The following is a 21,884-nucleotide window of genomic DNA, read 5'->3' as shown; positions in this document are numbered from 1 at the left end:
ACTTTGTTGTTATTTTCCTAAATTTTTGTTGTTATTTTCCTAAATTATTGAGAGGAGAAGTCATATTTACCTCCACGCTCAAGGGCGCGTTTGTAAGCAGGTCGCGTTTGAATGCGCTCGACAAATTCTTTCAGCTTTGGCCGGCTCTCAACTTCTTTGGGTTGTATAGCGATGACTTCCAAAGGAAAGCTCATTTGGATATCGGCGGCGGTAAATTCTTCACCCGCAAACCACGTATTTTTATGAAGTTCGCTTTCTATATAGTCAAAGTGAAGTTTGATCTGGGGTGCGACGAATCCGCTAACCACACTACTTTCTCCTGCTCCGAAGTTGTTCAATACCAACTGCATCACTAGCAGGGGCATTGCCGAGCCTTCGGCGTAATGTAGCCAATACTTATAGCGCAGATACTCCGGCGTACTCGATGCTGGGACTAGCCGACCATTACCGTAGCGATCGATTAGGTATTCGACGATCGCCCCTGATTCAGCAATCGTCGAGTCTGCATCTGTGATCACTGGTGACTTGCCGAGAGGATGAACTTGGCGCAGCGATTCTGGTGCCAGCATCGTCTTTGCATCGCGTTCATAGAACTTGATCTCGTATTCGATACCTAATTCTTCGAGCAGCCATAGCACACGCTGCGATCGCGAGTTGTTAAGATGATGCACAGTTATCATAAAACGTTTCTCTTTTGGTAGCTTATTGTTATGTGACTGCTCTACAGTGACTAAGTACAGTACAGTGTAGGCTTCTGGGCGACTCTTTGATGAAGACAAAGCATCTAATCAATTTTTAAGTTGAAAGGCAAGCGGGCATAAATTCCTTGTGGATCGTTCATCTTTTGCAGAGTCTCTATTTCCTGTTGTAATTTTTGGAATTCAGTGGTGATAGGATTGGCTGATTTGAGTTTCGCCGACTCAATCCCTAAAGCAGTCCGCGCCTCTTCGGTTGCACGCCCAAAAAAGCGTTCTCCAAAACTGCTAGTGCGAGGATATTCTTGCACTTCCCAGTCTTCTCCTAGTTTCGCCTGTTTGGCAGTGTATGCGATCGCAGTATTCAAACCACCAATTTCATCCACTAAACCAATTTCTTTGGCCGCCTCACCCGACCACACCCGTCCTTGGGCAATTTCTGCTACTTTTTGTTCTGGGAGTTTGCGACCTTGAGAAACTTTATTCAGAAACATACTATAAATACGGTTAACACTGCGCTGATAAAGTTCCAACTCTTGAGGCGATTTCGGACGCGAAACTGTTTGACTATCAGCATAACGTCCGGTTTTCACTGAATCCCAAGTAATGCCATTATTATTAGCCAGCTTTTGCCCATTAAATAGCATCCCAAATACTCCTATGGAACCTGTAATAGTATTTGGTTCTGCAAAAATGCGATTTGAGTCGCTAGCAATCCAATAACCACCAGAGGCGGCGACATCGCCCATTGATACTACAACTGGTTTTACCTCACGAGTTAATTTCACCTCTCGCTGCATAACTTCGGCGGCGGTAGCACTACCACCAGGACTGTTAATTCGTAAGACAACAGCCTTCACGTCTTTATCTTGTCGTAGTTTGTTGAAGATTTTGGCAAAGCGATCGCCTCCTACTTGTCCATCATCACCTTTACCATCGACAATTTCACCCTCAGCATAAACCACGGCTATTTGATTTTTGGAGCTACGTTCTACACCCAAAGATTTACCAGAAACTTGTGCGTAGCTATTTAGGCTAATTTGTCGGAATGTTTTGTCTTCTTTATCGCTATCTGTCAACTTTTTCAGGTCTGCTACCACTTCATCAGGGTATTGTACTTGATCGACTAAACCGCTAGTTTTGGCTTGTGTGGCTTCTAATAGTGCCTGATTATCTGCGATCGCCTGTAACTGGTTAGGTTCAATTTTTCGACTTGCGCCTACAGCAATGCGCCATTCTCCCCAAACATCATCCAACAATTTCTGAGTTTGTTCGCGGTTTGCTGGACTCAACTTGTTGAGGATAAACGGCTCAACGGCTCCTTTAAATTTCCCTACCCGCACGACTTGAACACCAATGCCATACTTTTGTAATGCTCCTGCTAAGAACATTGGTTGTGAACTCAAACCGTTGACTTCCATCATTCCCAGAGGATTAAGTATGATGGAATCTGCCACTGAACTAACGTAATATTCCTTTTCACTCCAATCACTGCCATAAGCGACAATCTTTTTTCCCGCAGCGCGAAATTCCTCCAGTGCTTTCCGAACTTCTTTCAGGGAGGCATAGCCGACGTTACCACCTTGGCTTGCGTTCGTTGCATCCAGATAGATTCCGACAATTCGCGGATCGCGCCGCGCCTTTTCTAAAGTTTCCAAAACTTTGCGGAGTGCTATTCTATCGTCCTCTACACCTGATATCGTGTTTTGAAACAGTTCACTTGAACTAGGTTCGCTATCAGTAATTTTCATTGACAAGTCAAAAACTAGCATTGACTTATCTTTCACATTTGGCCCACTATCTTTAGAGGAGCTAGCAGCCAATATCAGCAAGAAAAGTCCAGTGGTTCCTAAACCACCGAAAATAATTAATCCTAGTAAAGTGCCAATTACACTAGCAAAAGTTTGTTTGATAAAATTACGCATTAGTTATTTAGTTATTGGGGATTGGAGATTGGGGATTGGGCAAAATAGTTCTGTTAGCGGATAGCTAACAGCACTTTTGAGGGGCATTAGTCCTTTGTCATTTACAAATGACAAAGGACTAATGACTAATGTCCCATTTACTTATTCTATGCGCTGTAAACTACCAGAGTGCTTTAACTGATACAAGGTAGTGTTGCCAGTACAAAATAAGACTGTGGTAATTTCGGCGATTAATACTTCAGCAAGTTCGGCTACTGCTGTCTCTGATGTTGCTGCTGCTTGCAGAAAAGGCATTGCTAAACCAGCGATATCGGCTCCCAAAGCGATCGCTGTAGCGACATCCAATCCATGCCGCAAACCTCCTGAAGCAATTAAAGGCACATCTGGAGCGTAGGCGTAGCCCGTCGTAGACATCGCTCTAATAGTTGTAATGCATTCTGCCGTCGGTAAACCCCAATCGGCAAATGTCATCCCTAAACGACGTTGTAAGGGACTTTCTGCCCGTTCGCTTTCTACTTTTGCCCAAGAAGTACCCCCCGCACCAGCGACATCAATGGCTGCTACTCCGGCGGCAATTAGTTTCTGTGCGATCGCTGCGGAAATGCCGTTACCAACTTCTTTTGCAATCACTGGTACTGGTAGCTTGCTGCATAATTTAGAAATCTTGTCAAGCAAACCCCGAAAATTAGTATCACCTTGGGGTTGAATGCATTCTTGTAGAGGGTTAATGTGTAAAATCAGGGCATCAGCCTCTAGAATGTCAACTACCCGCAAACATTCATCTAAGCCGTACTTGTAGTTAAGTTGCACAGCCCCCAAGTTCGCAAATAATAGAACATCGGGCGCATACTTGCGGACAGCAAAAGTATCAGCCACCTGGGGTTTTTCTACCGCGACTCGCTGGGAACCAACACCCATTGCAATTTTGTAGTGTTGCGCGACTTGCGCCAAACGTTGGTTAATGATTGCGGCTTGTTCTGTTCCACCAGTCATGGAAGAAATTAACAAGGGTGCGCCAAGATGTTTCCCCAGGAAAGTTGTACTGATATCAATATCGCTGTGATTGAGTTCGGGTAAGCAAGAATGGGTAAAGCGATAACGTTCCAGTCCATTGGTAATTTGGTGAGACTGAACATCTTCCTCTAAACAGATCCGAATGTGATCGGCTTTGCGATTCTGAGTTTGTGCAGAGATGTTGGTAGGGGCGTTCACTGGTAGGTATGACTAAAAGTATTTGCTTGCGATCGCTATTGTTACATTGTCTGCAACCGTATTTGTATAACAAAAATATTTATTTTCGCTATCTTTCGGGTACGTTACGCTATTGATAACATACCCATTCACTCATTTTATGAGTTAATTAATATGGTTTTACAAACAGAAAAGCGCTACACCCCAGAAGAATATTTGGAATTAGAAGAGAAGGCTGAATATAAAAATGAATACAGAGACGGATAAATCATACAGATGACAGGGGGAACAACCAACCACAACAAAATTGCACTTAATTTTTGTCGCAAGTTTCCCTTGACAGTGCAAGGGCAAGATTATGATATTTACATAGGCGATGTAAAATTATCAATACCTCGTCATCACATTTATACTTATCCTGATATTATAGTCATCAAAGATAAGCCTATTTACGAGGGAACAGGTAAAACAATTATCACTAATCCTTTATTAATTGTTGAAGTCTTATCAAATTCAACTAAAAATTATGATAAAACAGATAATTTTAAATATTATGGTTCAATTCCTGGTTTTCAAGAATATATCATGATTGACCAGTATAGTTTTGCTGTGGAACAATTTGCAAAGCAAGCAGAAGGTCAATGGATTTTTAAAGAATATGAAGGTGAAGATACAGTTTTAGTATTAGATTCTATCGAATTTCAAATTACCTTGTGTGATATTTACGAACGGGTGAATTTTGAGTTGATTGAGAAATAAAACCTAACTACTAAGAGCATGTTTGAAAAGTCATAATTGATGTGTCAAATATTTTTTATCCCACCTCCCCAATACATCGGGAAGGTTAGGATGGGGTAATTCGAGGACTGGTAGTGATTCGATAACTTGTGTGTACACCGTAGCCTTTATAAGGGGAGGTATAAGGGGAGGGTTAGGGTGGGGTAATTCGACAGACTAGTTGTGATTCCATAACTTGTGCATACACGGTAGCATATTGACTGAGCGGGCAAGATGCCATTAGTGTCAATTTAAGGTTAAAACCCATTTGTCAACGATGGGTTTTGTTAGGAACGAAGTATAAAGGTGAACTTTTTCTAACTGTTATACGCAAGCTGGGAGTAATGCTAATAAACAAAGCATTAATAGTCCCTGAAAAAGTTCGTTTTTTGTCCCTTTCAAACCGAGTTTTTGAGCATAAATGCTTATTTGCATAGTCAGTTTGAGCTTAACTTGACACCTATGGCAAGATGCCCACCCCACAATATTAGATAATTTAGCCCCTACACCCTTATACCTTTATACCCCTAATGAAGCCTTCTTCACCATATTGATTGGTGTTTTCCGCAAGAAAAATGCTATTTTACTTACTAAAAATGCTATTTCGCTTTTGATTTCAGTATTTTCCACAGTTAACTACTTTTCTATCCTGCGTTAACTTAATCTTTAAACCTAAGAATATTCAATTTTTCTGGAATTTAAATTTTCCAGTGTGTATTTACACACAGATCAAAATTAAGTCTATAAATTTAACAAAGAATTACAGGAGTAAACTTATGCCAGAATCTAACTCGCAAGACAAAAACAACTTTCTCTATCCTCGTAGTCGGTATTATGGTAAATTCCAGCCAGAAAACTTAGTGTTCAATGCTAATCTCCAAGAATTTGCCCAAAAAATTAGTTACATCACCTGCCTAGAAACAGGGGGAAAACTGTCTCAGGATGAAGCTTACGAGCAAATTAAAGCACTTTGGAAACAGCTGAAACACAGTAAAAAGCAACTGGCTATTAGTGAAAATAAAGAAGTTTGAAATAATGGGCATTGGAAAGAGGCAAAGGGCCAGGGAGCAGTCTTGATGAAACAAGTTCACAGCCTTGTGTGAAAGGGGTACAAGGGGGACAAATAGTAAATGACTCTTTCAAGTCAGGAGGCAGGGGGAAAATTATGATTCTCCCCCATCGCTTTTAGGAATAAGAATTAAATAACATACAATTTATGTCCCTGGTTTACCTCAACCTCAATCTCTCTCCGAGTATATTGGAGAGGGAAGCTAGAGACAGGATGAAGTTTTGCATCTTATTTAATCCATGTTCCTTACCAAGTTATTTACCTTCTACCAAAGTCCAGAAATAACCATCTGGTGAGACAAAAGAGAAACTCGTCTCGCCAAATTCATTACTAATGATGTCTGTAACTTTTTGGGCAGTACTTGCCTTGATGCGATCGCAATATTCCTGTATTCCCTTAACCCGATAGGTATATAAAGACATACCTAAACTACCCGGTTGGGCTGCCTCAAAGCGCGATTCTAAATCAATGGATTCTGGAAATCGAATCACATAAAGTCTACCGCTACGTGTCGCCATGAGGTCAGACTGAGAAGAACGAGGATCGTCAAAGGTAGTGACAATAAACTTTTCACCAGGATTAAGGTCAAAAATATCTTTACCGGCTGGCGAAGATTCATAGCTAGTTTCGACATCATCCCGCACACGCAGCAAACCCAAAACTTCTTCATAAAACTTCAGGGTTTCTTTGCTATCATCTTGAACAATAATCCCCATGTGGGTAAACTGACTAGTCTTGAGTGCCGCATTCTGGTTAACTTGTCCGTAATGCGGTAGTGTATAGCCAAACCGTTGAAACAAAACTTGTCTAGCTAAGGGTTGCAGCAGCAACATTTCTCGCACACCAACTGCTGGCTCAATAAAAGGACGACTTTTCCTCTCTTTGTTGTAGATGACTTCCCAATAAGGGTTAGAGTACCTAATAGGGAAACCTGCTGCCTTTGCATCTTCTATATGATTTAAGATACTTAAAACATCCGTAGTTAAGCTTGTTGCCCAACGATTTCCTTTAATTTTCATTGACGCTGTTCCCAAACCTTCATGGGTGGGATTTTGCCAAACCATCAGCCGAATCAAACCATGATCTGCATTTTGGTGGTATAGGCGAATTGAGCGTAAAGACGAATTCACTCCATATAATTGATGGGCTACATCTGCGGTTAATTCACCCACTTCACCAATGCGATAGCCAAATTGCTCCCAATACTGAATTGCAGAAATTGGCTCTGGGATGCCGATGCAGACTTCATAGATACCTTCAATAGCGGTTTGTTGTTCGTGAGTCATAATGAGTGCTGAGTGCTGAGTTAGGAGTTATATCATGTCCGCTAAATCACTTACGATATGTCATTGCGAGCGCAACGAAGTAAAGCAAAGGAAGTGTTTACAAAAGTATCTCAGAAAGAATCTGAAAAACAACAACCTTTTTTTGTAGCTTATGATGTACTTACAAAAGTGAGATATCTAATAGACATCTGGTGAAAATAAATGTAGAGACGTAGCAGTGCTACGTCTCTACAAGGATTCTGGATAACGCATATTTAATTTCTGGAGATGTCTAATAATATATAAAGTTCAAAATTCTTCTGATTACACCTAATTAGCGATCGCAATCAAGTTTTTTTAACAGGAGTTAAGCTATGGCGCAGCGATTGACTCAAGAGCAATTATCACAAATAGTCACAGAAGTACAAGGGCTGCAATTGCGTCGGGATGCAGAATTAGACCAACAACAGGTGAGAGAAATTTTACAAGAGTTGAATTTACCGCCAGAGTTACTAGATGAAGCGCTGATTCAGTTAAATCGCCGCCAAACACTGGAGGTACAGCAACGTCGGGATCGATGGATTACTTTTGGAGTAGTGGCAGTTGTAGTGGTCGTCATTGCATCTACAATATTTTTTATGCAGCAGCAAAATTCTGCACTTTCTCGTGTTTCTGCTCAACAAGACCGCATCACTTTGGGACAAAATAGTAGCGAGAACTTAAAGACAATTTCCCGCCAAACTAATCGAGAAGTGTTGTATCGTGTCACATTAAAGGATGCACCTTTGGGTAAAAAGCTGTCTCTATCTTGTAATTGGACTGACCCAAGTGGTCAAATTGTCAAGCAAAACAACTATCAAACCCGCGAGATTAATACATCTGTTTGGGATACGCAGTGTCGCTACACTATTAACTCGGCTGCAAATGTTGGTAATTGGAAAGTGCAGATGTTCCTAGAAGGTCGACAAATTAGCGATGAAACTTTTGAAGTTAAATAAATAGTCCAGATGGGCAACATCCCGCATCACTTTCTTGGCTATTGGGGTTACGGCACTCAACACGAGTTGGAAGCGCTGTTAACTAATGTTGTGGAAAACCTCTCGCCTAAAAGGAGAAAGGCTTTAAAGTTGTCTGCACAAAAAAATTATCCTTTTTCCATCTGGAATGTTGTTTATATAGGACTTGATGAAAATCCCCCACTGCAACAAAATCAAATTGCTGCCATCTCAGCATCAGGATTATTCAGTTCACCCGACGCTTGGGTAAGTCTCCAGGAAAACAACTGCCTAATTTTGGGAAGAGAACCTTTCGGAAAGATGCCTTTGTATTGGACTGTGCAAGGACAAATAATTTGGTTTGCATCCCAACTGCAATTACTTTTACCGATTTTGCAACAGTCAGAAGTTAGCATTCCTGGGTTATATGGCTATAGCTGTTTTTCTTACGTTCCCACACCCTTAACTCCTATTAATGGAGTATTTGCAGTGACAGCAGGAACTGAATTAGTTTGGCAGAGCGATCGCCAATCAGGTATTCTGCAAACACCTGAATCTAAAAAAATCCACTCGTGGCGGGAAGCGTCAGAACAGTTAACAGATGAAGCTACAGCAATTACTGAATTGCAAACTCTCCTTAAAGACTCCATTGAGCGACAAATTGCCGATTTAAAAGATGAACCTGTCGGGGTGTTTCTCTCTGGCGGACTCGATTCTTCAGTGGTGGCGGCGCTGCTGGTACAAGCAGGGGTGAAAGTCCGCGCCTACACTTTAGATTTTGGTAACGCAGGGATTCCAGAATATCCATACTCTGAACAAGTTGCCGAGTTTCTCAAAATTCCGCTAATTAAAGTTGCAGCAAACCCAAGTTCGATCGAGAATGCCCTAATTCCAACTGTGCAAGCATTGGATTTACCTTTTGGCGATGGCGTGTGTGTGCCTTTATATCTTCTGTCAGAGAGAGCGAGTCAGGAAACTCAGGTAATTTTTAATGGCGAAGGTGGAGATCAATTATTTGCCGGTTGGACGAATAAACCTTTAATTGCCGCAGGTGTTTATCAAGCAGAAAATCCCGCCGGACAGGAAAGTTTTATCCAGCAATATTTCCGTACCTTTCACCGTCTTGGGGGATACGAATCTCAAGTTTATCAGCCGGAGGTTTATGCACAGATCCAAAATTTGCATCCTGAAGATTGGTTATTGGCGGCTTTAGATCGCAATGAGTGTCCATCTTTGCTACATCGCCTCCGCCGTGCTAGTTTGATGCTCAAAGGAGCGCAGAATATCCATCCCCGTGCAACTGCATTGGGGTTTGCTCATGGTTTGTGGGTGCGATCGCCTTTTTGTGATTTACCTCTAGCTGAATGGACATTCCGCCTCTCTGGAGAACTCTGTTTGCAGGGTGCTTGTGAAAAATATATCCTCAAACGGGCTGTAGAAAATTGGCTGCCACCCGAAATTGTCTGGCGACAAAAACGTGGTATGGGGGTTCCCTTAACTTCTTGGTGTTTAAATGATTTTTGGCATCAACTCGGCATCTGGCTCAATCCAGAAATACTTCGCACTCATAATCATTTTTATCCTCACATTGCGGCACAAATCGTTGAAGGCAAACTAGGAGCGGCTATTCAAGGCCGGCGGATTGGTGAAACACTCTGGTTACTAATTATGTGGCAACTTTGGCGATCGCATGTTTTAAATGAAGAACTAAGCAAACATTCTTGGGATCATCCCTTTTGGTTAAATCGTTGGCTATGGAAAAATTACAAAAAAATTCTTAATTCGTAATTGATAGACGGAGCAACTAACTTGAAGTTATGGAGAGCAAGAACTTTTATGATTTGCAAAATTCCCTTGGTCCGCCATTTTCTGGGAAACTTGCCCAGGAGTTACTGAGTACTTACGGTTCTCCACTTTATGTTTATAATGGCTATCGCTTGGGCGAAACTATTAAGCGGATTAACAAAGCAGTCAGTTATCCGCGCACGCAATTTCGCTTTGCCAGCGTTACCAATGGCAACATTGCGCTATTAAAAATTTTTCGTTCATTTGGGTGGGGACTTCACGCCAATACACCAGGAGATATTTATTTAGGATTGCAAGCTGGTTTCAATCCGAGTGAGATTGTTTATAGCGGCAGTAATTTGAATCGGACTGAGATGCTACAAGTCCTGAATTGGGGAATTACAACTCTCAATCTCGATAGTCTGGCTCAGTTGCAATTGTGCTGCGAAGTTTTGCCCAAAGGCAGAGAGGAATATATTCGCCTGGGTTTACGGCTTAATTTGCCGGAAATTACCGGAGATAGCCGCATTGGTGTACGTCCAGAGGAATTTGGTGATGCGATCGCTATAACTGGTGACGTGGGATTAAAACTAAGTGGTTTACACTTCTATCGAGGTACGGGAACTAACGCCACAGCAGCTTTTACCGAGGTGATTGATACAGTAATCGCCACAGCCCAAAAGTTACCAGATTGGGAATATTTAGATTTTGGTGGTGGTTTTGGCTATCCATATCATCACAACAAAATAGCCTTTGACTGGGAAATATTTGGGGCTGAATTAACCGAGAGAATTACTCGTTTAGGACGGAAAATTGATTTGGTAATTGAACCGGGACGAAGTGCGATCGCCGGATGTGCAACTTTGCTTGCTCAAGTTGTTTCGGTAAAATGGCAAGGAGAAAAACAGATTGTTGGAGTTGATACCACCGTTGCAAATCTTTCAGTACCTTCAGTACACGGCGGCTACCGAGAAATCGTCACTTGGAAACAAGTAGACAATCCATTCACAACTGATATTTGTGGTAACACCACATATTCACGAGATTACCTGGGGAAAAATTGCCAACTCCCGGCGCTAGAAATTGGTGATATCGTTGCCATTTTAGATGTCGGTGCTTATGGTTATGCGATGTCGTCTCACTTTTTACACCGCCCCAAACCTGCGGAAGTCTTGCTAGAAAATAGTACACACCGCCTGATTCGCCAGCGAGAAGACTACAGCGTTTTATTAACAAATCAGGTGCTAGATAACTAACGTCAAAAAACCATTATGAAGTGTATTAACTGCGGAACTGACAATAAATTAAAAGAGCGGACAGCTAATCAAGGTCGGTGTCTAAAATGCAATCATCCCTTTGCTTTTGAACCGACCAGTATGAGTAAAGTTAAGATTACTGATCCTTTTTTTGCAAAAGCGATCGCTGACATTTCTGCAAATAACACCTTATTTTTTACACCCAAGCAACTGCTTTATTTTCTAGATAATCGTCTGAGGGCTAAATCCTTTTCAGGATTTGGCTGGTTAGTTCCATTTTTAATGATTAGCTTTTTTACAGCCATTCCTAGTTATTTTATAGTTCCGTTTATTTTCAGTTTTATTCTTATTATAAATTTTTTAAAATCTAGTAGGTCTAGTAAACTCAATAACAAAGATCGCCAATCAAATGCCAAGGCTTTGCAAATTTTAGGAGGAATCATTCTTGCGGGAGGGATTTTATTTAGTATCAATGTGAATTCATTTGCTATATTTGTTATTTTCGTTAGTATGGGGATGCTATCGATATACTTAGGAACTCGACAGTCAGGTAGAATCGTATTAGTAACACAGGAATTTTTATTTTCTGAATCTCAGGTTCAAGATTGGCTAAACCGTTGGCAGCAAATCAATGGTTCAATTCTCAAAATTCTTCCTTCTCCAAAGCAGGAAAATAAACCAGCTACAATTAATCCTGATGTAACCGCTTACAGTTTTGATAGATTAGTCGTTTGTGATAGTGCTAGTATTGCTCAACTATTAATTGCTAATAATTTCCACTTTGAAAACAACTGTGCAATTCTCAGCATTACTGGATATCCTCAAAGCATTTTTGACACCACAATGCAAATGCTGCGCCGCAATCCCGATTTGAAAGTCTATGCAGTGCATGATTGCAATCCACGAGGCATTGGTTTAGTTCATAAGTTGAGAACCAATGCTAATTGGTTTCTCAATAGTGAGATTGTGATTATTGATATTGGACTAACGCCACGTCAAATTATCGCTACCAAACGTGGAATGTTTATTCAATCCTCTCCAGAGTCGGCGCAAGCAGCTAAACAATTGCCTGAAGAAATACGTCAAAGTTTATTTGCTGAAGAATTAGCATGGTTAGAATCTGGAAAATTTGTGGAATTGGAATCTTTTACTCCCCAAAGAATAATTAAAGTTCTGCAAAAAGGTATTGCTGGCAGCCAAAATTTAGAAGGTGATGACAGTAGCTTGCTTTTAGTCGGCGATACAGGAAATGATATGTACGTTGTTCAAAGTTTTGGTTAGGAATATGTATTAAATAAAATTTCTGGAATCTGGGTTTTATTTAAATACAGTTCAGAATGAGCAACAAACCACTTGTAGAGACGGCGATTTATCGCGTCTCGAAAACCCAAAATTGTTGTCAGTATCCCTTAACCCAAGTGTATTAGATTTTGTTTCGATTACCGTACAGTGTTCAAAAAATTTGGATTTGGCGATCGCCTTTCATCGATGATTGTTTCTCAGATTTACCCATTTTCTGAAAATCCAGGATTTAATAAGTAAGTCGGCACAATAAAACCAAACTGTGTAAAGAGAAGTAAACAAGGCTCAAACTCTCTTTCCCCCTGCTCCCGGTCCCCTGCCTTATCCCAACGATAATTCTATTACGCCGACCTACTTAGTACAGGTTTTGAGCATGAATAAGCTTGACATTATCAAGATGAAATTGATACCATTTTCAGGTTTTAATTTTTGTGTTATACTTAAATAAACATTGCTATTGTTAAAGAATTGAAATGTAGCAATATGTTTTTCCTTTAACTAAGCAAATTCCTGGGCAAGGTTGGTATTAATTGAAAATTCAAGCGTTGGAAGTCAAGGCTGGCGATCGCATTATTGCTTACTGCAACAACAAAATGCAAACCTGCAAGGTAAAACGCATACTAGATCCCGGTCAAGCTAATATCACACTATCAGTATTCACCTCTGAGAATTATCGTGGTTGCTCAGTCTCATCTATAGTTCGCTTTCATAGTAACGCTTTGGTTGATTTAGTAAGTTAAAAATCAAGTAAATATTCAATCTCAAAAATATTTCTAGCTCTTGTCCAGCTTGAGGCTGGACAAAATTTTTATTAAAGGTGTAATACCTGCGGTTTTGCTAGCCTACGCACAGACAAATCTGTTAATTGCGGCTGGATGGTTTTCGCACACTCACATTACACCAGTGCAGGCGACAATAATTTATAAAATTCTGAGGGAAAAAATGGGTAGTGCGATCGCGCAATAGCGATCGTCTACGGTGAACGCATTACTAAAATATCACTCTTCAATTGATGTCTTTTGTCAGTTCTTTTTCACATCACGAGCCATGTTGAGGTAGTAGTCGTCAAGCTTGGCATTAGGACGACGGCGGTTAGTGGTAGAAATTTTACTAGTGTTATCAGGGTTCGTTTCAATTGGCTGTTTAGCAGCAGCTTGTTTTATACCTTGCACCTCATCAGATTCCAAGAAATAACCAGAACTAGTGAATCCGAAAAGCTTGGCAAAAAAACCAAATATATTTCCGAAAAAATTAGAAAAACTTTGGAATAAAACACCAAACAAGCCTTCAACGCGAAGGAAAAAGTTCCTAATAGCTTGAGTTAGCCGAAGCATGACACCACCTTCAATGATTGCCTATCTATATATTGTGACCCAATTGCGATCGCAGAATGGGTGCTATGGCAAAAATCTACCAGTGGATAGGTATAGCTAAACTAGGACTTACGCAAGTATTATATTTGTCTCGTAGAGGTTATCTGCCCAGGATGCCAGAAGAATCAAAATAAACTATGGTATCGAATTTTCCTTATGAGCGTCATGATTCCTAGTTTTCCTGAACCAGCAAAACCGATTTAACCGGACGCTTGATAGAATTTCCCTCCAAATCAACCTTCCCGTAAAAGGTTTTGCCCTTGTAATAAAGCGAAGACGAACTCCCTCCATCCAGATTCATCGCTTGTTCAGCACCAAGGGTTTTCATCAAATCAGCTAATCCTGGCAAAGATATCCCAGAGGTACTGGGAGCCGAGGGTTTTTGAGCCACCATAACTAAAACAACACTACCATCACGAGTGATACCTACGGCAGTTCTGGCATTAGGTTGGTTACTGCCAAGTGCATCTCGTTTATTAGCATTATCCACAAAGCCCTCTTTTACTAACGAGAGTTGTGGTAATAGGCGTGGACCAGCACCTATAGCATCGACTAACTGACAACCTGCTGGTGGTGACTGACTATGTAGAGCAATGGAATAGCGGATAGTTTGCCCACATAAGTAGCGGCGGAATTCTGTACGATTAAGTATTTGACCCAGATAAGGTTTTAAGTTGGGATTGTTCACCAGCCGTTCGTTTTCCTTAGGGTCAGCTATCAACTTACCTTGTATGACAACATAAGATGTAGTTTTTTGGTTGGCTGGGTCAAAAAAGCCTGCATTCAAAATAGCTGTGGCTTGATGCTTCTGAGCAAATTCCTCTACAGTGGCTACCTTCTCTGATAGTGCAGGAGTTACCAAAAATCTGCTATTGGCTGGAATCAATAGGATGTGAGCGATGCTTTGGGGTAAAGTGCGTTCTAAGTAGCGGATAGTTTTTGGTGGTGAAGCTGCAATAGTCGGTATTGATGGCGTTGAAGAACGCAAATTAAACCATAACACCATTGCCAAACTAATTAATATCAAAGCCAGTAGTTTGATTTTCCTCACATTTAAACTCACTTGTGGTTAGCTCAAACAAAGTTGATTTAATTAAAATACTTTAAGCTGAAAAATCGCTAATTTTTGGCTGATGGTAAAAATGCTCTCAAAAGCCCTACTCGATTATAACTACCACACACCTTGCTGTATAAGCATTCTAAAGACTTTCTACTTGACATTTACCCGTTACTTACCCGATACTATTTATATCGTTGCAAAACACCTTACCCCTCATAAAGATTGAAGCTAGTAAGCAACTACGTGCTAATTTTCCAAAAAGGCGTTGCAAAACACCTCATATCTCATAAGGACTGAAACAACGACGTGTGGTACAGACATCAAATACAGGGACTAAAAGCAATTAAAAAGTACAGTTCTCGACTCAAATAGTTTTGCAACCTTAATGACTCAAGCAGGGTATTCAATCTCAGGTAGCGCACCTGCACAGTCTAATAGAATAAAAGTATGGTGGATTCATAACGAATACCCAAGAGTTGAGTCTGTATATAGTCCAGACAAGACAATAGTGATAACGGCATATCATATTAACTGATATTTTTTATTTCTATTAAACTAAAAAAACTGCCGAACTCTAGCGAATTTGCAGGTTTTTAATATTCCAAAATTTACTTTTTTTAAAAAATAATCCAGAAGTATTCAAACTTTTTATTTACTTCCCTAAACTCATGGAGTTTCTAACTGCTATCGAAGTTGAAGTAGAGTTTATTATTCATAATTCTCGCCATTTGCGGAATGTTGTAGTGAAGCGCCTTGAATTACCGGGCTTTAGTTTTAGGTTGACTCCAGATTCCACAATTGGCGGTTGTCCAATCGAAGCACTCGATATCCCACCAAGAGCAAGTTATCCAGATGCTTCACCTCGCTATGATTTGTTAAACTTCCGGTTGACGACTAAATTAGACTGTTTTCATTTCCAATGTGGACAGAAAGTTTTGGTTGATAGGATTATTTGTAGTCTGTGATACTTTTAGCACTAAAATTAATTAACCATCTCCTATAACTGATTTTATTTCTTGAGACAGCGAATGTGTATCTCTGAATGTAGAGGCAGGTAAGTACACTGTAAATTGAGTACCTCTGCCTACTTGACTATAAACATTGACAAAACCACCGTGATTTTTAATAATACCCAGCGCCGTAGAAAGTCCTAAACCTGTACCTTTACCTATCTCTTTGGTAGTGAAAAATGGTTCAAAAATTCGTTGCTGGACTTCCGACGACATCCCCATACCAGTATCCGTAACCACGATCGCAATATAAGAACCTACTTTCGCATCGATGTTTATCTGGGCAGAATGTTCGCCAATCACTAGATTTTCCGCCGCAATCCTTAAAATACCGCCATTGGGCATAGCATCGCGGGCATTGATTACCAAGTTTATTAGCACCTGATGTAGTTGAGTAATGTCTCCACGAACATACCAGAGATTTTTTGGGATATCTATCTGGCAAACAATGGATTTGGGGAATGTTTGAGCGATAATTTGCTCAATTTCTGCCATCAAAGGCTGAATTTGCACAATTATCCGTTTATCTTCAATACCTCGTGCAAAAGATAACACTTGCTTGAGCAAATTAGCACCGCGTTTCACATTATTTTCTAAAGTTTGCAGTATTTGCTGACTCTGCGAATCGGGCAATTTCTTCTGCAACAGTTGAACTGACATTAAAATTGGAGATAGTATATTGTTGAGGTCATGGGCGATACCGCCAGCGAGAGTACCGATACTCTCTAAACGTTGCGATCGCAAAAGTTGAGCTTCTAGTTGTTTCTGTTGCGTAATCTCAGTGTTCACACTCAAAATGGATTTGGGTTGGCCATGATGATGTCGGATCAGTGTCCACCGACTTTCAACGATAATTATTTTGCCTTCCCTGGTTAGTTGATGCAACTCACCCCGCCACTCACCTGTATTTATCACCTTCAAATAAGCATCTTCTAACTCTGGTGAAATCTCTTTATACAAAACTTGTAAAACATTTTTCTCTATAACTTCCTCAGCCTTCCAGCCATATAGACGTTCAGCACCTTGATTCCAAAATAAAATTTGGTTGTGGATATTTCGCACCAGAATCGCGTCAGTTGATACATCCAGCAGCGCTGCTTGTTCGCGGATTTTCTGTTCTGCCTGTTTTTGCTGGGTTATATCTCGCGTCAGTGCCAAATGGATGAACGTACCATCAGATTCGTTACGCAGTGGTACAGCATGAGTTTCCATGTAGCGATGAGTACCTTGAAATCCCACCATTTCAAACTCCAAAGTCCCCTTATTACCTTGGCAGACACTTTTATGCAGGTCGGCAAAGGCGGCTCTATACTCTGGTAAAATTACAGCATCAATTGGTTTACCAATTAATACATCAGCACTTTCCACTTCCATTATTGCCAACCCTTCTGCATTAATTTCTAAAAGGGTGCCATTCCTGGCAATTAACTGGATGCATTCTGGTTCTGCATCTATCATGGCTCGTAAACGATTTTCGCTTTGGCGTAGGGCCAGTTCCGTTTGCTGAAGCTGCCTGATATAACGCCACAACAAATCATATAGCAGCGCCACCAGCACCAAATCCACAATAGCAGCGATAAAAAATGTCACTATTGCCTTTTGGGAACTTGCTTGTGACTGCTGCATCCCCTGGTGTAACAAATTTTGCTCTGCCTTTAAAGAGTCGTGAATCAGTTGTTGGATTTCTTTACCGATTTGCTTATCTCGATCGGATAAGATTAGTTGCTGAACTGCTTCTAATCCTTGGTTTTGTCTGAGGTAGATTTCTTGTTGGAGAATTTTCAGCCTGGTGGTAATTTTTGGTTCCAGCAAAGAAATCCACTGCTGCTTTTGATGATTTTTAGCACTTAGCTTAGTGAGAATCTGAACATTGCTATTAGTTTGTTGATTAGCTGCAAGATAGGTTTTTAGATCCTCTGCATCTGCTGTAATTAGATAATTACGTTGTGCAGTTTCAGTATCTTTAAGTGCAAATTGGATACTTTCAACTTGGGTAATAAATTGATATGAGTCTGTTACCCATTGCTGATTGTGAATCAGCTTCACAGTGTTGCTATATGAAACTACAGCATTAGTAAATACAACTGCCAATGCTAGGACGAATATTGCTTTTAGCTTTTGGACTCGATACCATTTTTTGCTCATGCGATCGCCCCTTCTGCCGCAGATTACCTCCATTAGTTAAGATTAAAGATTAGAAACAAATACTGAGAATATTTTAAGGATTTTGATAACACTGGTAGCAAAATACAATCTATTATAGTTGTAAATATCTGGATTTTTTGGGATGATGATTTATACATAATAGTCACAAATAAATCCGCTAATTTTTAATATAAATTCATTTTTACAGTAATGTGGGCAATGCAGTTTAGCTCAGAGAAGTTTCCTATTAACAGAGAGTAGGTAACAATACCAAAAATGACTAATGACCAAACTACCACGTTGCATTGTCTGCAAGACAACTTTTTTACAGGGTCAGAGCTTTTACACTAGACCCTGTATTGAGTGTGGAAATCTTAACTTCGCAAGCGTCAGCAAACTGCCGATTTACGGGGTATGATTGCCGTTGTCACAGGAGCCAGGGTAAAGATTGGTCATGGGGTAGCGTTGAGACAATACGGTTCGGTTAAGGTTTTTTGATGAAAATTTTAGATCGCTAAAGACGCAATAAATCGCCGTCAACACAAAAGATTGATTATTGTAGAGACGGCGATTCATCGCGTCTCTTGACTTAACCGAACAGTATTGAGCGTTGAGACTGTTGCGAAATGGTGCGACTGCGATCGCAACAAACCGTTTTCTCCATAATGCGGCAAAAAGGTACGCAACAGTTTTCTGAATTCTTCAATATATTGAAGTAGCAGTCTCCCTAGCAGCTTCTCGCAGCCGCTCCACATCGCGCATCGGTGGCGCACCAAAGAGCCGCTTGTACTCCCGGTTGAAGTGCGAGGCATCATCATACCCTACTCGATAAGCAGCACTGGTAGCGTCAAGGTTTTCCCCCAGCATCAGACGGCGAGCCTCCTGGAGCCGCAGTTGCTTCTGGAACTGCAAGGGACTCATTGCAGTGACAGACTTGAAGTGATGGTGAAAGCCGGAGACACTCATTCCCATCTCTCGGGCGATGTTTTCAATCTTGATCGGCTCGTTAAAGTCTTTACGAAGTCGCTCGACGGCTCTGGCGATGTGGTAAGTGTAGCCACCAAGAACTGCAATATGACGGAGCCGATTACCTTGCTCTCCCATCAAGAGTCGGTAAATAATTTCCCGCTTAATCAGTGGTGCAAGAACATGAGCTTCCGCAGGGGAATCTAAAAGCCTGACAAGCCGAACCACAGCGTCCAACAGATTTGCATTCAATGGACTTACGTCGATCGCTTTCACATCACCACGGTTGCGCGATGAGGGATACCCCGCCTCGACCATCACTGAGCCAACGAGGGTGGGGTCGAGATCGAGGCGCAGGCTAAGATACGGTTGCGTATGGGACGCTTCCAGAATTTGGCTGATAATGGGTAGTTCGACCGTAGCCAGCAGATAATGCATCGGGTCGTACTGATAGCGATCGCTACCCAGAAGAACTTCTTTGCTGCCCTGAGCGATCGCACAAAAGGCAGGGATAGAGACACTATGAAGGCATTCCGAAGGCGAGGAGGCGCGGTTGAAGTGCAAACCTTTCAACGGCTCAATCGTCCCATCATGACGAATCGCCTGGGCAATCCGCTCAGTCAGTTCATCTCTGTAGGCTTGCGCTCTGTCTGCCTCGCGCTTTGCCTGCGGGTCGTTCATTAAATTGATATTGGCAGCGTTCATTTCTAAGTTTGCAGGATTGTACAACAATCTTAGACGATCGTCCTATTGCTTGCTCTTCAAAATGCCTAAGATGAAGCTAAAGCAAGGAAAAATGATTTCGGCTTCTTGTAAAGATTCTGGATTTTTATTTAAGATAAAACTCAGTTTTGATTGGGCAAGAGACTTGCCATCGAAATGGCATCAAGTAAAGGAATTAAGAAAATGGACATTAAAAGAAGTGGCTCACAGCCTTCCGCCAAAGGTCCGGCTGAGTATTTTACCGGCACTGTCCGCGTTGACCCCCTGTTTGAGGCACACGATCCAGCACGCACGTCTGGAGCCAGTGTCACATTTGAACCTGGCGCTAGGACAGCATGGCACACCCACCCCTTGGGACAAACCCTAATTGTGACGGCTGGCTGTGGACTTATACAACGCTGGGGCGGTGCGATCGAGGAAATTCGACCGGGAGACGCGATCTGGATCTCGCCGGGTGAGAAGCATTGGCACGGTGCTACAGCAACCACATCCATGACGCACATTGCCATTCAGGAATGGCTTGATGGCAAGCCCGTGGACTGGATGGAAAAGGTCAGCGACGAACAATACCAGACGCTAAAAGTAGACAAATAGGAGCATTAATTTATGTACAACACAAAAGCTTATTCCGCAGCCAGTGCAACATCACCACTGTCCTCTACCAAGATCAAGCGTCGCGATCCAACTGAACACGATGTGCAGATTGAAATCCTCTTCTGCGGCATCTGCCACTCAGACCTCCATTCGGTGCGTAACGAGTGGAGCAGCATTATGTCCACTGTCTATCCGATTGTTCCCGGTCATGAGATCGTCGGCCGCGTCACTAAGGTCGGCTCGGCAGTTACAAAGCACAAGCCCGGCGACCTCGCCGCAGTCTTTCCGGCTCTATGATCGGCGGCATCGCCGAAACCCAAGAGATGCTTGACTTTTGCGGTAAACATAATATCATCCCCGATGTCGAAGTCATTCCTATCCAGAAAGTCAACGAAGCCTACGATCGCCTGCTCAAGTCCGATGTGAAGTACCGCTTCTGTATTGATATGGCATCCCTTAAATCTGCATAACTGCATCGGTTGGAAGAGAACATTGGCGCAGCAAACATCGAGCTAACACAAGACGAATTAAAGAGCATCGACGAGGCATTGGCGCAAATTACAGTGGTAGGCGATCGCTATCCAGAAGAGTTGGAAAAGCGCACGGAATTATAGACGGAATCGCGTAGACATCAAAGCCAGGGAGCCTGTCTATCCTCATAGCTCTGGGCGGGGTTGAAGCACAGATCAAAGGGCACATTCAAGGCAATCTGAATATCGGCAACGGCAAAGACATACTCCTGGATCTGATTACACAATTGTTGCCCTGAGTGGGACATCACCGAACACTAAATGCGTTGAAATGCCTGAATGAAGTGGTGACAGAGTAATGGCGATAATAACGAGCAATGAACAATACAGGGTTTGATTAAGTCCGAGTCAAAGGAAAATAATTATGAGCAAAGTCTGGTTGATCACAGGCGCCGGCAGCGGCATCGGCACCGGAATCGCCAAGGCGGCATTGCAGTCCGGCGATCGTGTAGTCGCGACCGGAAGAAACCTCGATAAAGTGCGTAATGCCTTGCGCGACGTTACTAGCGAGAATCTTGCATTTGTCCAATTGGACGTTTCCGACGAGGTACAGGCGAAAACAGCCGTCGATGAGGCGGTGAAGCAGTTCGGTCGTATCGACGTTTTGGTTAACAATGCGGGCTACAGCCTGCTTGGTAATTTTGAGGAGATGACCACGAACGACATCGAACGCCAATTCGCTACGAACTTCTATGGTGTGGTGTACGTCATGCGCGCGGTGCTGCCGGTTATGCGTCAGCAGCGGTCGGGCCACATCATCAACATCAGCTCCGTTGCTGGCGTGGTCGGGTTTAAGCACTGTGCCGCCTACGCCGCATCGAAGTTCGCGGTCGAGGGCATCTCGCTGTCGGTCGCGGTCGAGGTCGAGGGGTTCGGCATCAAGATGACGCTCGTCGAACCTGGCTTCTTCCGCACCGACCTTCTGGACAACCAGAATGTCAAATGGCCCAGCAACGCCATTGCAGACTATGCCGCCGAAGGCAACGTCCAGGAAACGTGGTCGGCCTACAACGGGACGCAGCAGGGCGATCCGGCAAAGTTGGGCGATGCTCTGGTCAAAATCGCTGGGATGGAGAATCCGCCGAAGTTGTTCGTTGCCGGAAGTGACGCTCTTGCGGCGATCGCGCCGGCTGTCGAGGAACGGCTACAGGCGACGCACGCCTATGAAGAGCTATCGAAATCAACAGATGGTTCATTCTAGCGATCGCGTAAGAAGCATCATC

22 protein-coding genes and 1 pseudogene are annotated in these 21,884 nt (G+C 42.3%); 15 read left to right on the top strand and 8 right to left on the bottom strand.

Features of this window, described 5'->3' with window-relative positions; all coding sequences use genetic code 11:
• Positions 1–44 precede the first annotated feature (44 nt).
• From FD723_RS15285 to fni, 3 genes are all read right to left on the bottom strand, one after another.
• Complete coding sequence (locus FD723_RS15285; RefSeq protein WP_256875189.1) at positions 45–779, bottom strand: glutathione S-transferase family protein; 735 nt, start codon at positions 777–779, stop codon at positions 45–47.
• 5 nt (positions 780–784) lie between these two features.
• On the bottom strand, positions 785–2,620 hold the full coding sequence (gene sppA, locus FD723_RS15280; protein WP_179066070.1) for a signal peptide peptidase SppA: 1,836 nt from the start codon (positions 2,618–2,620) through the stop codon (positions 785–787).
• 141 nt (positions 2,621–2,761) lie between these two features.
• The gene (fni, locus tag FD723_RS15275) at positions 2,762–3,832 is read right to left on the bottom strand and encodes a type 2 isopentenyl-diphosphate Delta-isomerase (protein ID WP_179066069.1); all 1,071 of its coding nucleotides are present in this window, start codon (positions 3,830–3,832) and stop codon (positions 2,762–2,764) included.
• 153 nt (positions 3,833–3,985) lie between these two features.
• Between fni and FD723_RS15270 the strand changes: the two are divergent.
• Both FD723_RS15270 and FD723_RS15265 read left to right on the top strand, forming a co-directional pair.
• Positions 3,986–4,570: pseudogene (locus FD723_RS15270) on the top strand (Uma2 family endonuclease).
• 794 nt (positions 4,571–5,364) lie between these two features.
• Positions 5,365–5,619 carry a hypothetical protein gene (locus FD723_RS15265; protein WP_179066068.1) on the top strand — a complete coding sequence of 85 codons (255 nt, stop codon included), beginning with the start codon at positions 5,365–5,367 and terminating at the stop codon, positions 5,617–5,619.
• A gap of 292 nt (positions 5,620–5,911) precedes the next feature.
• Here FD723_RS15265 and FD723_RS15260 read toward each other — a convergent pair whose 3' ends face one another.
• Positions 5,912–6,943 (bottom strand): VOC family protein, encoded by a 1,032-nt coding sequence (locus FD723_RS15260; protein WP_179066067.1) that lies wholly within the window; start codon positions 6,941–6,943, stop codon positions 5,912–5,914.
• Positions 6,944–7,296: 353 nt separating this feature from the next.
• Between FD723_RS15260 and FD723_RS15255 the strand changes: the two genes are divergently transcribed.
• From FD723_RS15255 to FD723_RS15230, 6 genes are all read left to right on the top strand, one after another.
• Positions 7,297–7,920: a DUF3859 domain-containing protein gene (locus FD723_RS15255; protein ID WP_179066066.1), complete on the top strand. Its 624-nt coding sequence runs from the start codon at positions 7,297–7,299 to the stop codon at positions 7,918–7,920.
• Between the two features lie 9 nt (positions 7,921–7,929).
• Complete coding sequence (locus FD723_RS15250; RefSeq protein WP_179066065.1) at positions 7,930–9,705, top strand: asparagine synthetase B; 1,776 nt, start codon at positions 7,930–7,932, stop codon at positions 9,703–9,705.
• 29 nt (positions 9,706–9,734) lie between these two features.
• Positions 9,735–10,958 (top strand): decarboxylase, encoded by a 1,224-nt coding sequence (locus FD723_RS15245; RefSeq protein WP_179066064.1) that lies wholly within the window; start codon positions 9,735–9,737, stop codon positions 10,956–10,958.
• 15 nt (positions 10,959–10,973) lie between these two features.
• Positions 10,974–12,239, top strand: coding sequence for a hypothetical protein (locus FD723_RS15240; RefSeq protein WP_179066063.1), 1,266 nt, complete (start codon positions 10,974–10,976; stop codon positions 12,237–12,239).
• 551 nt (positions 12,240–12,790) lie between these two features.
• A complete protein-coding gene (locus FD723_RS15235; RefSeq protein WP_179066062.1) occupies positions 12,791–13,000 on the top strand; it encodes a hypothetical protein in 210 nt (69 codons plus the stop codon).
• 49 nt (positions 13,001–13,049) lie between these two features.
• On the top strand, positions 13,050–13,226 hold the full coding sequence (locus tag FD723_RS15230) for a hypothetical protein (protein ID WP_218651826.1): 177 nt from the start codon (positions 13,050–13,052) through the stop codon (positions 13,224–13,226).
• 56 nt (positions 13,227–13,282) lie between these two features.
• Here the strand turns inward: FD723_RS15230 and FD723_RS15225 are convergent, their stop codons facing one another.
• Together FD723_RS15225 and FD723_RS15220 are read right to left on the bottom strand one after the other, a co-directional pair.
• Positions 13,283–13,594 (bottom strand): threonine dehydratase, encoded by a 312-nt coding sequence (locus FD723_RS15225; protein ID WP_179066060.1) that lies wholly within the window; start codon positions 13,592–13,594, stop codon positions 13,283–13,285.
• Between the two features lie 211 nt (positions 13,595–13,805).
• Positions 13,806–14,684 (bottom strand): phosphodiester glycosidase family protein, encoded by an 879-nt coding sequence (locus FD723_RS15220; protein ID WP_256875188.1) that lies wholly within the window; start codon positions 14,682–14,684, stop codon positions 13,806–13,808.
• Positions 14,685–15,361: 677 nt separating this feature from the next.
• Between FD723_RS15220 and FD723_RS15215 the strand changes: the two genes are divergently transcribed.
• Positions 15,362–15,658 carry a hypothetical protein gene (locus FD723_RS15215; RefSeq protein WP_179066059.1) on the top strand — a complete coding sequence of 99 codons (297 nt, stop codon included), beginning with the start codon at positions 15,362–15,364 and terminating at the stop codon, positions 15,656–15,658.
• A 21-nt stretch (positions 15,659–15,679) separates the two neighbouring features.
• Here the strand turns inward: FD723_RS15215 and FD723_RS15210 are convergent, their stop codons facing one another.
• Both FD723_RS15210 and FD723_RS15205 read right to left on the bottom strand, forming a co-directional pair.
• Complete coding sequence (locus FD723_RS15210; protein ID WP_256875187.1) at positions 15,680–17,881, bottom strand: PAS domain S-box protein; 2,202 nt, start codon at positions 17,879–17,881, stop codon at positions 15,680–15,682.
• Positions 17,882–18,550: 669 nt separating this feature from the next.
• On the bottom strand, positions 18,551–19,519 hold the full coding sequence (locus FD723_RS15205; RefSeq protein ID WP_179066058.1) for an AraC family transcriptional regulator: 969 nt from the start codon (positions 19,517–19,519) through the stop codon (positions 18,551–18,553).
• Positions 19,520–19,589: 70 nt separating this feature from the next.
• Between FD723_RS15205 and FD723_RS42810 the strand changes: the two genes are divergently transcribed.
• The 6 genes from FD723_RS42810 to FD723_RS15190 all read left to right on the top strand — a co-directional run bounded on the left by FD723_RS42810 (position 19,590) and on the right by FD723_RS15190 (position 21,862).
• Complete coding sequence (locus tag FD723_RS42810) at positions 19,590–19,904, top strand: hypothetical protein (RefSeq protein WP_256875243.1); 315 nt, start codon at positions 19,590–19,592, stop codon at positions 19,902–19,904.
• Positions 19,889–20,131: a cupin domain-containing protein gene (locus FD723_RS42805; RefSeq protein WP_256875214.1), complete on the top strand. Its 243-nt coding sequence runs from the start codon at positions 19,889–19,891 to the stop codon at positions 20,129–20,131. The genes FD723_RS42810 and FD723_RS42805 overlap by 16 nt, the downstream gene beginning before the upstream one ends.
• A 12-nt stretch (positions 20,132–20,143) precedes the next feature.
• Positions 20,144–20,428: an alcohol dehydrogenase catalytic domain-containing protein gene (locus FD723_RS43900; protein ID WP_306297022.1), complete on the top strand. Its 285-nt coding sequence runs from the start codon at positions 20,144–20,146 to the stop codon at positions 20,426–20,428.
• On the top strand, positions 20,425–20,601 hold the full coding sequence (locus FD723_RS43895; RefSeq protein WP_306297021.1) for a hypothetical protein: 177 nt from the start codon (positions 20,425–20,427) through the stop codon (positions 20,599–20,601). The genes FD723_RS43900 and FD723_RS43895 overlap by 4 nt, the downstream gene beginning before the upstream one ends.
• A 9-nt stretch (positions 20,602–20,610) precedes the next feature.
• Positions 20,611–20,745: a hypothetical protein gene (locus FD723_RS42800; RefSeq protein WP_256875186.1), complete on the top strand. Its 135-nt coding sequence runs from the start codon at positions 20,611–20,613 to the stop codon at positions 20,743–20,745.
• Positions 20,746–21,025: 280 nt separating this feature from the next.
• A complete protein-coding gene (locus FD723_RS15190) occupies positions 21,026–21,862 on the top strand; it encodes an SDR family NAD(P)-dependent oxidoreductase (protein WP_179066057.1) in 837 nt (278 codons plus the stop codon).
• Positions 21,863–21,884 lie beyond the last annotated feature (22 nt).

It is taken from the genome of Nostoc sp. C052, assembly GCF_013393905.1.
Classification (GTDB): domain Bacteria; phylum Cyanobacteriota; class Cyanobacteriia; order Cyanobacteriales; family Nostocaceae; genus Nostoc.
Note: the sequence above shows the minus strand (reverse complement) of the source record. Positions and strands in the feature narration are given on the sequence as shown.